Source organism: Bradyrhizobium sp. BR 10261, assembly GCF_019455395.1.
GTDB classification, from domain to species: Bacteria; Pseudomonadota; Alphaproteobacteria; order Rhizobiales; family Xanthobacteraceae; genus Bradyrhizobium; species Bradyrhizobium manausense.
Map to the genome: position 1 here is coordinate 15,175 of NZ_JACOFQ010000030.1, position 12,978 is coordinate 28,152.

8 protein-coding genes are annotated in these 12,978 nt (G+C 65.8%); 1 reads left to right on the top strand and 7 read right to left on the bottom strand.

Translation table 11 applies throughout. From position 1 onward, the window contains the following. Positions 1-72: 72 nt before the first annotated feature. From HYH07_RS28570 to HYH07_RS28585, 4 genes are all read right to left on the bottom strand, one after another. Positions 73-2,706, bottom strand: a complete 2,634-nt coding sequence (locus tag HYH07_RS28570; RefSeq protein WP_220005592.1) for a caspase domain-containing protein — start codon at positions 2,704-2,706, stop codon at positions 73-75. Between the two features lie 153 nt (positions 2,707-2,859). Continuing rightward, a complete protein-coding gene (locus HYH07_RS28575; RefSeq protein WP_409363921.1) occupies positions 2,860-3,540 on the bottom strand; it encodes a carbonic anhydrase in 681 nt (226 codons plus the stop codon). A 187-nt stretch (positions 3,541-3,727) separates the two neighbouring features. Further along, on the bottom strand, positions 3,728-7,231 hold the full coding sequence (dnaE, locus tag HYH07_RS28580) for a DNA polymerase III subunit alpha (RefSeq protein ID WP_220005594.1): 3,504 nt from the start codon (positions 7,229-7,231) through the stop codon (positions 3,728-3,730). Positions 7,232-7,733: 502 nt separating this feature from the next. Then, positions 7,734-8,453 (bottom strand): outer membrane protein, encoded by a 720-nt coding sequence (locus tag HYH07_RS28585; protein WP_220005595.1) that lies wholly within the window; start codon positions 8,451-8,453, stop codon positions 7,734-7,736. Positions 8,454-9,040: 587 nt separating this feature from the next. Here HYH07_RS28585 and HYH07_RS28590 point away from each other — a divergent pair. After that, positions 9,041-10,315, top strand: a complete 1,275-nt coding sequence (locus HYH07_RS28590; RefSeq protein WP_220005596.1) for a hypothetical protein — start codon at positions 9,041-9,043, stop codon at positions 10,313-10,315. 20 nt (positions 10,316-10,335) lie between these two features. On the opposite strand, the gene HYH07_RS28595 is transcribed toward HYH07_RS28590, so the two are convergent. The 3 genes from HYH07_RS28595 to HYH07_RS28605 form a co-directional block, all read right to left on the bottom strand. Continuing rightward, positions 10,336-11,268, bottom strand: coding sequence for a dihydrodipicolinate synthase family protein (locus HYH07_RS28595; protein ID WP_220005597.1), 933 nt, complete (start codon positions 11,266-11,268; stop codon positions 10,336-10,338). A gap of 91 nt (positions 11,269-11,359) precedes the next feature. Then, entirely contained in the window at positions 11,360-12,217 is an 858-nt protein-coding gene (locus tag HYH07_RS28600; RefSeq protein WP_220005598.1) for a DMT family transporter, read from the bottom strand. Between the two features lie 70 nt (positions 12,218-12,287). Next, positions 12,288-12,902: a TetR/AcrR family transcriptional regulator gene (locus tag HYH07_RS28605; RefSeq protein WP_220005599.1), complete on the bottom strand. Its 615-nt coding sequence runs from the start codon at positions 12,900-12,902 to the stop codon at positions 12,288-12,290. Between the last annotated feature and the right edge of the window lie 76 nt (positions 12,903-12,978).

Here is a 12,978-nt window from a genome sequence, read left to right on the forward strand (position 1 = left end):
GCAAGGAAATAAGGGCCTTTCGGGGCTTTTACCGCCCGCGAAAGGCCCTTTCCGGGATTTCCGCCCTGCCCGCTAGCACTTCGGCTGGTTAGGCGGGCATTTTTTCGCCGCTGGCGGCGGCGGCGCAGGCGGTCGCGGCGGTGGGGCGACCGGTCGCGGCGGAGGCGGTGGCGCGACCGCCATTCGTGGTGGCGGCGGCGGAGCCGGCCTGGCCACCGGCGGAGGCGGCGGAGCGGGCCGCGCAGCTGCAACTGGCGGATGCGGCGGCGGAGGCGGCGGCGCGGCCACCCGCGGTGGCGGGGGCGCGACCCGCGGCGGAGGCGGCGCCACGTGCGGCGGAGGCGGAGGCGTTGGCCGCGCGAGCGCCTGCGGGTGCGGCGCTTGCGGCGGCGGCGGCGTCCGCGTGACCTGCGCGGGCGATGGCGTTGCAGGCCGCAGCCCCTGCGGCTTGATCGGCTCGCGCGCCGCGACTGGCGACGAAGTCGGCGACGTCGGCTTCCCGTTGGTCACGGTTGTCGTGGCGGGGTTCGTCGCGGTCGCAGCCGGCTTGCCCGGCGGGGTCGTAGTCGGCGGCGTCACCGCCGGCTCATGCGCCAGTGATTTGGCATGCGGATTCGGTGCGCCCGTCGGCGGTGTTTGTGCCACCGGCGGCTTGGAGGCCGGCGTGGTTGCGGCGTTGGCCGGGGCGGTCGTGGTGGCAGGCGCGGTTGCCGTATTGGGATGGCCCTGCTGCTGGCCATTGGCGGGTGCATTTGCCGTGGGCGCCAGCTTGCCGTTGGGGGCCTGGGTTGCGCCGGCAGGTGCGGCCGGCGTGGTTGCGGCCCCGGCCGGGGCGGTCGTGGTCGCCGTATTGGGATGGCCCTGAGGCTGACCGTTGGCGGGCGCTGCGGCCGTCGGCGCCGGTTTGCCGTTGGGGACCTGTGCCGCACCGGCCGGCGCAGCCGGCGTGTTCTGCGTCCCCGGAACAGGAAGCGCATGACCGGGCGGCGGCGATGCCGGCGGCGCCGCTCCGGTCGGCGTCCCGGTCCCTGATGGCGTCGCGTGCACCTGCATCACCTTCATCGCCGCCGGCTTTGCCGTGGGGTTGCTGACCAGCGCCTGCTGGCTTGGCGTGAGGTGCTGGGTCGGATTGGCCTGGATCTGTTGCGCCTGCTGTTGCACGACCTTCGGCACCTGCGTCATCCCGCTCGGGCGCCCTGGCCCATTGGCGGCAACAGCTGCGGCCGCAGCGGCATTGCCGGCGGGAGGCGGCGCCGGCGGCTGGTTGATCACGGTGTTGATGACCGTGGTGTTATGAATGTTGTTGACGATGATGTTGTTCGGCGGCGGCGCGACATAGGCCGGCGGATTGTAGAACGCCGGGATCGGCACGAAGACCGGCTGCGGCAGCACGAACAGGCCGACCACCGGCAGCGGCGGCGGCAGCACCACGAAATCAGGTGGCGGCGGCGGGCAGAAATAGACCGGCGGCGGCGGCGGCGGCACGAAGTCGAACACGGGATCGCTGAAATACAGTACCGGACGATCGACATAGACGACCTCCTCCGGCGGCGGCGGCGGCACGTCGTAATCCATCATCGCGAAAGTCGGCGGCGGCTCGATCGGCGCGGTCAGGATCGCAAGCCTGCGCCGTGCATCGCCCGCATGCGGCCCGCGCGGATAGCGGCGCAGATACGACCAATAGGCGTCCGGCGTGTCGGCGCGGTAGGTCCGCCGCCAGGTGATCGCCTCTCGGCGCGCCGCGACGATCGCCATCACGCGCTTGGCCAGGGGATCGCCGGGATAGGCGGCGAGAAAATCCTCATAGGCCGGCAGCGTGTCGCGCTCGAGCGCGGCGGCATAGGCGTCCTGCACGCCGAGTTCGCGGATCGGCTTGTTGCGGATCGCGGCGACCTGGTCGGGCGCAGCCGCCGGCGGCGGCGCATCGGGCGCGCGCTCGAAGAAGGCGAACTGTGCGGAGATCTTGTGGTCGTCCCACGGCACCTGCGCGCCTTTCGAGGCCTCGTTGACGCGCAGGCGGACGCGGTCGAATACCTCGGGCAATGACAGGCCCCCGGTGCGGATCATCTCGGCGAGCGACTGCGCATAGATGCCGTAGGGTCCCGGCTCCTCCGGGGCCACCGTGCCTGGCGCTGCATTGAAGGCGATCAGCATGTTCGGATCCGGCTCGACCAGCGCAAGGCCGCTCGCGATCGGCTGCTGGCCACCCTCGACGAAGGGCTGCGCGCGCGCGGCATCGAGCACGATGATGTTGGCCTTGAGCGGGACGGCGGCGAGCTGGCGGGCATAGTCGCTGATGCGCAGCGCCTCGGTCGGAATGTCGGTGTCCCGCGTGATGTTGGAATCGACAGGGATGAAATAGTTCTCGCCGGCCAGCTGCACCCCATAGCCGGACAGATAGATCATCGCGACGGTGCCGGGTCCGGAGGCCTGCGCCTTCTGGATGAAATCGCGCATGCTCTTGCGCAGCGTGTCGCCGTCGAGATCGCGCGCGCCGACCACGTCGAAGCCCGCGGCCTGCAGCGTCTGCGCGATCAGGCCGGCATCATTGGCGGTGGTTGCCAGCGGCGACTTGGAATAAGCGCCGTTGCCGACCACGAGCGCAATGCGCTTTTCCTGCTGCTGGGCGCACGCCGGAGCAATCACGCCTGCAACGAAGAGGATTGGTAGAAGGAAGCAGAGGAAGGCCTTGTGTGTCCCGCGCATGGCTTGCTCGCCCGTTATTGTTGTTGAGTGTCCACCACGCATGAGGCGCGCGGCCGGCTGAACGGCAGTTGAACGAAAGGCTCGGATTGAGGCGGCGGCATGGCATCGGCCAGTCGCGTCAGCTCCGCGTAAGCTTCCGCCTTTGCGTCAGCCTTAGCCTTGCGCGATCAGATCCACTGTTCCCGTCGAGAGCCGGTAGATGCCCCCTGATATCTTCAGCCTGCCCTGCTCCACGGCCGCGTTGAGAATCGGCGCCGCCGCCTTCAGCTTCGCGACATTGTCGATCACGTTCTGGCGGATCGCCTTGTCGAGTGCGTCCCCGCCCTGTTGCATCGCGGTCTTGGCAGCCGGCGCAATCGCATCGACCAGAGAGGGGATATGTCCCGGCGGCGGCTTGTCGTCCTTGAGCGCCTTCAGCGTTGCATCGACCGCACCGCAGGCGTCATGGCCGAGCACGAGGATCAGCGGCGTGTTGAGCACCGCGACCGCGTATTCCATGCTGGCAACGGTCTCGGTGCCGGCAAAATTGCCGGCGACGCGGCAGACGAAGAGATCGCCGCGTCCGGTGTCGAAGGCGTATTCCGGCGCGATGCGCGAGTCCGCGCAGCTTAGCACCGCCGCGAACGGATTCTGCCCGCCCGCCAGCGCCTCGCGCTCATGCTTGAAATCGTGGCGCCGCGTCACGCCGTCGACGTAGCGCGCATTGCCGTCCATCAGCCGCTTCAGCGCCGCGTCCGGCGAGAGCACGTTGTGCGGCTTGGGCGGCGCCTTGGTCTCCTTGGCGAAGGCGCGGCCACTGAAGGCGGTGCCAAGCGCGGCAGCCGCCAGCAGCATCGCCGATCGCCGCGACGACGCGAATTTGTCCCGCATGGCTCCAGAGCTTTGGTCGCACATGTCCCGCTCCTCCCGGCGAAAGGACGTGCCCTTATAGAGAGCACCATCGCAATCATAATAGCGCAGATTGAGCAACGAAACTACCGCATCCACGGCGTTGCACGCCGCGGACATATCGCGACCGGAGCTAGATCTGCTGCACGTCCACCACGCCGGCGACGGCCTTGATGGCGCCGGCGATCTGCGGTGAGACCTTGAAGCGGCCCGGCAGCTTCATCTCGACCTCGGTCTCGAGGTCGAGCATCATCACCAGCGAGACCTCGCCGTCGCCATTTCCGCGCGGCGCAATGCCGGGACTGCCGATTTTCGGCGCGGCGCCGTTTGCGCCAGCTGCCTCGGGGCCAGCCAGGCGCTTGGCGATCGAGTCGAGCGGCTTGGTGTCGCGCACGAAGATGCGCAGGCCCTTCTGCGTCTTGGCGGCGGCATCATCGAGCGGTTCGGCATGCAGCACGCGGGCGCGGACGTCCTCGCCCTGAAGCTCGGCGCCGAGTTGGAGCAGCACGGCCGCGCCCGGCTCCAGCACGTCGCGATATTGCGCAAGGCCCTCGGAGAACAGCACCGCCTCGAAATGGCCGGTGGGATCGGACAGTCCCATGATGCCCATCTTGTTGCCGGTCTTGGTGCGCCGCTCCATGCGCGACACCACGGTCGCCGCGACCTTGCCGGCGGTCGCCCCGGTCTTCACCGCACGCGAGAACTCCGCCCAGCTCTGCACCCGCAGCCGCTTCAGAACGGTGGCGTAATCGTCGAGCGGATGTCCCGACAGGAAGAAGCCGATCGCGTCATATTCGCGGCGGAGTTTTTCGGCCGGCAGCCACGGCTCGATCTGCGGCAGCATGATGGTCGGCGCGTCCGCCGCCATGCCGAACATGTCGTTCTGGCCGCTGGTCTCGGCCTGATGCGCGCGCTGGCAGGCGGCCAGGATCGAGTCCGCGCCGGCGAACACGCGGGCGCGGTTCGGCTCCAGCGTGTCGAACGCGCCGGCGGCGGCGAGGCTCTCGATGATGCGCTTGTTGATCGCGCGCGGATTGACGCGCGCGGCGAAGTCGGCGAGCGAGGTAAACAGCCCGCGCTTGGTGCGCTCCTCGATGATCTGCTCGATCGCCTGGATGCCGACGCCCTTCAGCGCTGCGAGCGCGTAATAGATCGTCTTCTCGCCGACCTCGAAGGTCGCCCCGGACCGGTTGATGTTCGGCGGCTCGACCTTGATGCCGAGGCGCTGCGCCTCGGAGCGGAATTCGGAAAGCTTGTCGGTGTTGTTCAGATCGAGCGTCATCGACGCTGCGATGAACTCGACCGGATAATGCGCCTTCATATAGGCGGTGTGATAGGATACCAGCGCGTAGGCCGCCGCGTGGCTCTTGTTGAAGCCGTAATCGGCGAACTTGGCGAGCAGCTCGAAGATGGTCTCGGCCTGCCCCTTCGGCACGCCGTTGTTCACCGCGCCCGCGACGAAGATGTCGCGCTGCTTGTCCATCTCGGCGCGGATCTTCTTGCCCATGGCGCGGCGCAGGAGGTCGGCGTCGCCGAGCGAGTAGCCCGACATCACCTGCGCGATCTGCATCACCTGTTCCTGGTAGATGATGACGCCGAACGTCTCCTTCAGGATCGGCTCGAGCACGGGATGCAGATATTCCGGCTCTTCGTCGCCGTGCTTGCGCGCGCAATAGGTCGGGATGTTCGCCATCGGGCCCGGGCGATACAGCGCGACCAGCGCGATGATGTCCTCGAAACGGTCGGGCCGCATGTCGACCAGCGCGCGCCGCATGCCCTGGCTTTCAACCTGGAACACGCCGACCACCTCGCCGCGCGCCAGCATCTGATAGCTCTCGGCATCGTCGATCGGCAGCGTGGCGAGATCGACATGGATGCCGCGCGGCTTGAGCAGCTTGCAGGCGACGTCGAGCACCGTCAGCGTCTTCAGGCCGAGGAAGTCGAACTTCACGAGGCCCGCCGGCTCGACCCATTTCATGTTGAACTGGGTCACCGGCATGTCGGATTTGGGATCGCGGTAGAGAGGCACCAGCTCGCTCAAGGGGCGATCGCCGATCACGATGCCGGCCGCGTGGGTCGAGGCGTGCCGCGTCAGGCCTTCGAGGCGCTGGGCAATATCGAAGGCGCGCGCCACGATCGGATCTTCATCGCGGAACGCCTGCAGCTTCGGCTCGCTCTCGATCGCGGCCGCCAGCGTCACCGGCGCGGCCGGATTCTGCGGCACCAGCTTTGTGAGTTTGTCGACCTGGCCATAGGGCATCTGCAGCACGCGGCCGACGTCGCGCAGCACGCCGCGCGCCTGCAGCGTACCGAAGGTGATGATCTGCGCGACCTGGTCGCGGCCGTAGCGTTCCTGGACATACTTGATCACCTCTCCGCGGCGGTCCTGGCAGAAGTCGATGTCGAAGTCCGGCATCGAGACGCGCTCGGGATTGAGGAAGCGCTCGAACAGCAGGCCGAACTTGATCGGATCGAGGTCGGTGATGGTCAGCGCCCAGGCGACCAGCGAGCCGGCGCCGGAGCCGCGGCCCGGCCCGACCGGAATGCCCTGGCTCTTCGCCCATTTGATGAAGTCCGACACGATCAGGAAGTAGCCCGCGTATTTCATGCGCATGATGACGTCGAGCTCGAACGCCAGTCGCTTGTTGTAGTCTTCCTCCGTGGTCCCCTGCGACAGGCCGTGCACGCGTAGGCGATTGGCAAGCCCCTCCTCCGCCTGCCGCTTCAACTCGGCCGCCTCGACCGCGGCCGCATCGGTGCTGCCGGCGGCGCCGACGGTGAAGAACGGCAGGATCGGCTTGCGCGTCAGGGGGCGGAACGAGCAGCGCTCGGCGATCTCGACGGTGGATGCCAGCGCTTCCGGAATGTCGGCGAACAGGACCGCCATCTCGGCGCGGGTCTTGAAGCGATGGTCCGGCGTGAGCTGCTCGCGCTCGGTCTCGGCGATCAGCCGGCCGCCGGCGATGCAGAGCAGCGCGTCATGCGCCTCGTAATCGTCGGTCGAGGCGAAATACGGCTCGTTGGTCGCGACCAGCGGCAGGCCTTTGCCGTAGGCGAGGTCGATCAGGGCGCTCTCGATCCGCCGCTCCTTGTCGATGTTGTGACGCTGCAGTTCGACATAGAGGCGATCACCGAACAGGCCGGCGAGACGCTCGCAGCGCGCGGCCGCAACCTCGGCCTGGCCGCTCGCGAGCGCGAGCGAGATCGGTCCGTCAGGGCCGCCGGTCAGCGCGATCAGGCCTTCGGTCTCGCCGTCGAACCAGTCGAACTTGATGAACGGCGCGTGGCTGTCGGGCGATTCGAGGAAGGCGCGCGAGTTCAGCCGCATCAGGCTGCGATAGCCGCGCTCTTGGGCGGCCAGCAGCACCACGCGCGAGGGCGGCAGCGCGTTGCGCGCGTTGGGATCCTGGTCGCCGAAATCGATCGCGAGTTCCAGGCCGACGATCGGCTGGATGCCGTAGCCGGCCATCTTGTCGGAGAATTCGAGCGCACCGAACAGATTGTCGGTGTCGGTCAGCGCCAGCGCCGGCTGGTGGTCCTTCTTGGCGAGCTCGCCGAGCTTGGCGATCTTGATCGAGCCCTTGAGCAGCGAATAGGCCGAGTGAACGTGAAGGTGGACAAATCCGGCGCTCGGCATGGTCGCGTAACGGCCTCTTGCAGATGGGATGGAGCGGTCGCCGGCGTCGGGATCATCATCCACTCGCCATTGGAGTACCCTTGCCGACTCGCCTCACAATGGTGGGGGCTCGCCGCGCCAGAGTCCACGCTGAAGCCGCCGCTTCGCCGCCTCATCCCGCTTTTCCCCAAGGAGACCAAGAGAGGTTCCCGAGCATCGGTTTACAGAACCGCTACCCCGGTTCCGCAGCATCAGAGCTGGGGAATGACCTGGGCCCAGATCGCGATCATCCCGACGAACAGCGCGATCGACGTCAGTGCAGCGGCTTCTTCCACGAAAATCCTGAACATGGCTTGCTCCATCACCAGAACGTATGGAGAACATTGTTCTCATTTCGTTCTCGGGAGTCAAGCCAACTCCGCCTCCTCGCGGCGAAATGGTTAACTCGCTGAACTCACGGAATAAAAAAGCCCCGGCGCAAGGCCGGGGCTTTCGACGTCAGCTCTTTCCAGAGCGGAGTTGCTCAGTACTTGGCGATAACAGGGCCGCCGAACTTGTAGTTCAGGCGGACGAGGCCCATGTCGACGTCCTGCTTGATGCTGTCGGTCTTCAGGCCGGTGAAAGTGACGTCCTTGTCCGCCAGGAAGATGTGGTTGTACTCGACACCCACCGACCAGTTCGGCGCAAAGCCGAACTCGAGGCCGGCGCCGACCGTGCCGCCCCAGCGGGTGTCGCTGTTCGAGGCGAGCAGACCGCCGGTCGCGGTGCTGAACACTTCGTTCTTGACGCCGACGACGGCCGCACCGCCCTTGGCGTAGACGAGCACGTTGTTCCAGGCGTAACCGACCTGACCGGTGATCAGACCGAACGAGTCGATCTTGGTGCGGTTGCGCTGAGCGAGCAGTGCGCTGGTGTTGTCGCCGGTGAAGTCAGCCCAGTTGCCCTGGCCTTCGAGGCCGAACACCCACTGGCCGGACTGCCAGCGATAGCCGACCTGGCCACCGACGGTGCCGCCGGTCGCATCGTGCGAGCCTTCGCGACCGACGCCGGTCAGATCCCAGGTCGAATGACCCGAAGCGCCGCCGCCGTTGATACCGATGTAGAAGCCGCTCCAGTCATAGACCGTGGCGATCATCGCAGGCGCCTTGGTGTAAGGACGCGCAGCGAGGTCAGCAGCCAGCGCCGGCGCGGCCGCGGTGATCGCGACAAGGCTCACAGCAGCGAGCAACAAATTCTTGTTCATTTGATTCCCGTTCCAGTTTCGTCGTTAGGCCCCCCGGCCTTGGCGTCCTCATAACAATGATCGACGAAATTGCTGTAGCCTCGACGCAACAGTTCGCGCCAAAGGGCCCGGCTTCATTAACGAGTGTTTAGCAGCGCGTGCGCGGAAACCCTTTGAAACAAGAGTATTCAGCGATTCCAACGTCGACACCCGCCTTGCATCGGAATCCCGCGTAACGAGGTCGCACGCACGATTCCGTGAATTGGAAAAACGACGAGCATGTTCTCTCCGCATTGCCGCCACATTCTCACGCGCGTTCGCCACATTCGCATTCGCCGCGCGCAGGCGCCGGCTCGTCGCGTGTTTCAACCGAGGAGTGGCACACGCAATTCGGAGTGGCACACGCAATAATGCGTGCAGTCTCGACCGCCCTCCCCTCGCCTCGCTGCGCCAGCTCTTCGCGTGCAAACAGGACACGCGCGTCTCAACACTGGGGCACGCGACGCCATCCGCGTCAGGGAGGTCCACTGCGCCACTGAAAGTTGTGGCAGCTGCGATCGTCATGTAACGTTGCTTCACAACCTGCATCACCCCGGCCTCCCCAGTCCATGTTCGTCCGCATCCTGCTCCGCGCCGTGCTCCTCCTGGCCTCGCTGACCTTCCCCGGCGCATTGCATGCAGAGCAGACGGCGGCTGAGAAAGCCGGGTTTGCCCCCAGTTTGACGATCTATCTTGCCAAGGGGGCACCCGGCGCGTGCGGACCGGGCTGCGACCGCTGGATCGCCATCGAGGGCGAGATCGACGCAAACGCAGCGTCCCGCGTTCGCCGCTTCCTCGCCGCCGTCAAGGACACCCAGCGCCCGATCTACCTGCATTCGCCCGGCGGCAATGTGGAGCAGTCCTATGTCGTCGGACGGCTGCTGCGCAGCCGCAAGGCGGTCGCCCGCGTTGGCCAGACGATCGCATCAGCATGTGCTGCAGGCACGCAGGTTGATGCCGCCTGCCTGAAGGCGAAGAACGCAGGCGGCGAAATCGAGGCCGATCTCACCACCTATCGTGCTATGTGTAACTCGGCCTGCGGCTACGTGTTTCTCGGTGCGATATCGCGCGAAGTGGCGCCCGACGCTGCGCTGGCGGTGCATAATTCCAGGCTCGTCTTCGCGATTCACGGCCATCCGCCAGAGGCGCTGGTCGCTGAATTCAGGCGGCGTCAGACCGCAAGCGCCGACCACCAGCGGGCGGCCTATATCGCGGCGATGGGCATCAGCCGCGAGCTTGACGATTTAATTCGCACCGTGAAGTTCGAAAACCTGCACGTGCTGACGCGCGCCGAGCTCGACAGGTTCGGCATCGACACGCGTCCCGTTGCCGAGACGATGTGGCGGCTGGTGAAGGGAGCCCGGCCCTATATCAGCAAGTTCGCGACGCTCAGAGGCGATAACGGTCCGTCGTTCCGAACCATGGAATGGCGCCTGTACTGCGACAACAAAAATCGAGTGCCGCTGATGTTCGCGGCTGAGATCGACGAGGCGGCGAGCGGCCAGCACACTGTCATGATGACGGCGGACGCAGCGCCCACCGAGGAAGCCGGAGGACGTCCGGTGCGGTCAGGCAAATACGAAATGTGGAGCGGCTCGCTCGATTTCGGCACGTTCAGGGCGATCATGGCGTCCCGCTCCCTGCATGTCCGGGAGACCACGCAGAAGCCGGACCAAACGGCAGACACGACAAAGTTCGACATCGACGCCACGGGCCTGCCTTCGGCCTGGACGCAACTTTCGGAATCCTGCCCGCCGCCGGCGACGTCAGCCCCGAGAGGCCCGTGGCCGGCAATCCCCCAACCGAAAGTCGATGCGACGCCTTCCGCGGTGCCGTCGCCGTAAGCTCGCCATGCAGGTCTTGCTCAGCCTGCCGCCGCGATCCTCGCGCGGAACGCTTGCTGTCCCTCGACGATCTTGTCGATCAGCGCATCCAGCGCCCAGAACCGCTCTCTGATATCGAAGTCCACCGCCCTGCTCTCGATGCAGGAAAAAGTGCCGAGCCGCTGGTGATAGAGCTTCGCCAGTTTGGGATAGCCCATCGGCTCCGCCATCGCGGCGAGCGCCAGATACACCGAAAGCTCGTTCGCCAGTTCGGGATGCTTCTGGTGCTGCGTCAGCAGCCATTTGTAGAGATCGGGATGGAAGTTCGTGAACACGCCGGTGAAGCCGGGAGCGCCTGACTTCATCGCATCGAAGGCGATCGCCGCATTGGCATTGACGATGGTCAGTGGCGAGCCGCTGACCAGCCTGACGCGGCGCTGCACGGTCGGCAGGTCACATGAGACGTCCTTGAGGACCGCAAAGCGGCCGCTGTCGGCGCAGAAGGCCAGCTCGTCGTCCGAGAGCAGCCGGCGGAATGGCGCCGGGCATTCATAGAGGCCGAGCGTCATCTCCCTGGGCAGCCGATCGAGCAGCCAGGTCAGATTGTCGGTGAAATCAGTCCCCGTCTGATCGGGCGAGGCAAGACGGTTCGTCACCAGCACCAAGCCGTCGACACCGGTCTTTGCGATCGACGTTAGCTCGGTAAGCTGGTCCTCCCTGGAGGCGCTGATATGGCCGGAGGCGATGACCGGAAGCCGGCCGGCCACGGTCTCGGCGACGAACCGCGCCAGCGCGACGCGCTCGTCCAGGGTCAGGAACTGCATCTCGCTCGACTGGGCGACCGCGAACAGCGCGTCGGCACCGCCTGCGATGTACCATTCGATCAGCCGTTCGAGGCCGGAATAATCGACCGTGTTCGCTTCGGTGAACGGCGTCAGCATCACGGGAATGATGCCCTTGAGGGCGATGGTCACAGGCGGGCTCCAAACAGCATCTGACTATGCCGACGAGCCTACCCCGAAACTTCGTCGTTTCGCAAAGAGGTTCGGTGGAGGCTGTCCACGCTCACGAACGAGCCGCCGCTCGCATCTGCGTCATCGCAACACCTGATATCGCGAGCAGCCCGCCGACGACAAGTTTTGGCGTCAATTGCTCGCCGAGGAACACCACACTCGATATCAAGGCGAACATCGGCAGCAACAGGCCGAACGGCGCGACGCGACCCATGGAGCACCGGGCGATCAGCCAGAACCAGAGGCCGAATCCGACGATCCCTCCGATGAAGATCGTGTAGGCCAGCGCCAGCCAGCCACGTTCATCCGCGACGACAAGGCTTGCGAGCTGTCCATGCTCGAGCAGGAAGGACATCACCAGAACCTGCGGCACCGTGAGCAGCGACGACCATCCCATCAGCATCAGGGGATCGAAGGGGCCATAGCGCTTGGTCAGGACGTTGGACACGGCGAACGCGAATGCGGCTCCGACCACGAGCAGCAGCGGAAGCGCGTTGGCCGACAGGCCGGGGCCCACAGCCAGCACGGCCACGCCGGCGAACGCGATCACGACGCCGGCGGAGGTGGGGAGCGACGGCTTCTCCGCCAGCAGCGGCCAGGCCAACAGGACGGTGAAGGGTGGAGCGAGCTGGTATGCGACGGCCGACAGGCTTCCCGAGCCGAGCCCAAGACCAACATAGAACAGCCCGAAATTCAGTCCGCCGAGGAAAAGCGAAATTGCTGCGACAGGACCGAATTGCTGCCGCGTCGGCCGCCTGACGAAAGGAACGAGCAGCAGCGCGATGGCCAGGAAGCGCAGCGCCAGAAAGAAGAGCGGCGGAAACTCCGTCACGCCGACCTTGATGACCACGAACTGATAACCCCAGAGCAAGGGGACGGCCACAGCACAGACGATCTGGATGGCGGACATGGCGTCGTTACTTTCAAGACCATTCGGTCCAGATATAGGTCTGCGAGCAGCGGAAACGTCCATGGCTTGTCTACCTGATGAAGCGGTCGAGCAAAGCGTCGACGGTGGCTTGCGAGATGACTCGCGTGGGTGCCGTTTTCCCAACCACCCGCATGCCCTCGACGAAACAAACGATAATTCGGGCGGCACTCGAAGGCTCGACGCCATCGGCGAGCTTGCCCGCGGCCTTCGCACGGGACAACGCACTGGCCACCTTCCTCTCCATGGCTTTGAAAAAGCCATCGATGCGACGGTCAACCTCGGCGTCACGGCCAGCCAGCTCCATGGCTGTGGCGACCAGCAGGCATCCGCGCCGACCACTGGCGCCGCTGTTGCGCTCAACATAGCCGGCAAAGTAGGCCCGCAGGCCATCGACCGGCTCTCTATCGGGAGCAAACTCGACATCCATGCGAGAGAGGGCGTCGGCAATGTAGCGATCAAGTGCACGCAGGAAGAGCGAGTGCTTGTCGCCGAAGGCGCCATAAAGGCTGCCGCGCGAGAGCCTCGTCGCACGAAGAAGATCAGGCAGCGCCGTGGCGTGGTAGCCGCGCGTCCAGAACACATTCATCGCGCGTTCGACGGCAGCTTCGGTGTCGAACGTTCGGGGACGGCCACGGGGCGATGGCGCTGAGGTCTTGCGGCGCATGCCATATATATAGACCGAATGGTCTTAAAATGGAAGGACCACTTTTCCCGGGCGGACTTTGCTCAATGGTCAAACG

Bases quoted from the DNA above. Each gene is read 5' to 3' on its own strand.
- HYH07_RS28605 (WP_220005599.1), bottom strand. From the start codon at position 12,902: ATGCGCCGCAAGACCTCAGCGCCATCGCCCCGTGGCCGTCCCCGAACG.
- HYH07_RS28600 (WP_220005598.1), bottom strand. From the start codon at position 12,217: ATGTCCGCCATCCAGATCGTCTGTGCTGTGGCCGTCCCCTTGCTCTGG.
- HYH07_RS28570 (WP_220005592.1), bottom strand. From the start codon at position 2,706: ATGCGCGGGACACACAAGGCCTTCCTCTGCTTCCTTCTACCAATCCTC.
- HYH07_RS28585 (WP_220005595.1), bottom strand. From the start codon at position 8,453: ATGAACAAGAATTTGTTGCTCGCTGCTGTGAGCCTTGTCGCGATCACC.
- HYH07_RS28590 (WP_220005596.1), top strand. From the start codon at position 9,041: ATGTTCGTCCGCATCCTGCTCCGCGCCGTGCTCCTCCTGGCCTCGCTG.
- dnaE (WP_220005594.1), bottom strand. From the start codon at position 7,231: ATGCCGAGCGCCGGATTTGTCCACCTTCACGTTCACTCGGCCTATTCG.
- HYH07_RS28575 (WP_409363921.1), bottom strand. From the start codon at position 3,540: ATGCTGCTGGCGGCTGCCGCGCTTGGCACCGCCTTCAGTGGCCGCGCC.